This window comes from Azospirillum oleiclasticum (assembly GCF_013423485.1).
GTDB classification, from domain to species: Bacteria; Pseudomonadota; Alphaproteobacteria; order Azospirillales; family Azospirillaceae; genus Azospirillum; species Azospirillum oleiclasticum.
Window position 1 is genome coordinate 1 of the sequence record NZ_JABFFR010000110.1, and the last position, 610, is coordinate 610.

The window sequence follows — 610 nt, forward strand, 5'->3', positions numbered from 1 at the left end:
CGGCCTTCCCGACGGGGCCACGCTGTCCGCCGGAACGGACCTTGGCAACGGCGTCTGGGAGGTTCCGGCCGACTCGGTGGAGGGGCTGACGCTGTCGCCCCCGGCCGACTTCAGCGGTGAGCTGACGCTGACGGTGACCGCCACCAGCACCGAAGGGAACGGGGACAGCGCCACCACCACGGCGTCGATCACCGTGTCGGTCGCCGGCGTGGCCGACGCACCGGTGCTGAACGTTACGGACTCGGCGGGGGTCGAGGATACGGCCATCGCGCTCGACATCGACGCCGCGTTGACCGATACCGACGGGTCGGAGGTACTGTCGGTGACCGTCGCCGGTCTGCCTGATGGCGCGTCCCTGTCCGCCGGCACCGACAACGGCGATGGGAGCTGGACCCTGGCACCCGCCGATCTGGCCGGTCTGACGATCATCCCCCCGGCGAATTTCGCGGGCGAGATCGTGCTGACCGTCGCCGCGACATCGCGTGAGGTCGGGGAAGGAACGGCGGTCACCACAACCGCCCTTACGGTGAGCGTCGCTGCAGCCGCCGACGCCCCCGCGCTCGTCGTGGCCGACGCCGCCGGTGCCGAGGACAGCGCCATCGCGCTGGAC

The 610-nt window shown here is 71.5% G+C and carries 1 protein-coding gene; it reads left to right on the forward strand.

Annotated elements, in window-relative coordinates; translation table 11 throughout:
- On the forward strand, positions 1 to 610 hold a 610-nt coding region (locus tag HL658_RS36490), incomplete at both ends, for an Ig-like domain-containing protein (protein ID WP_180287755.1).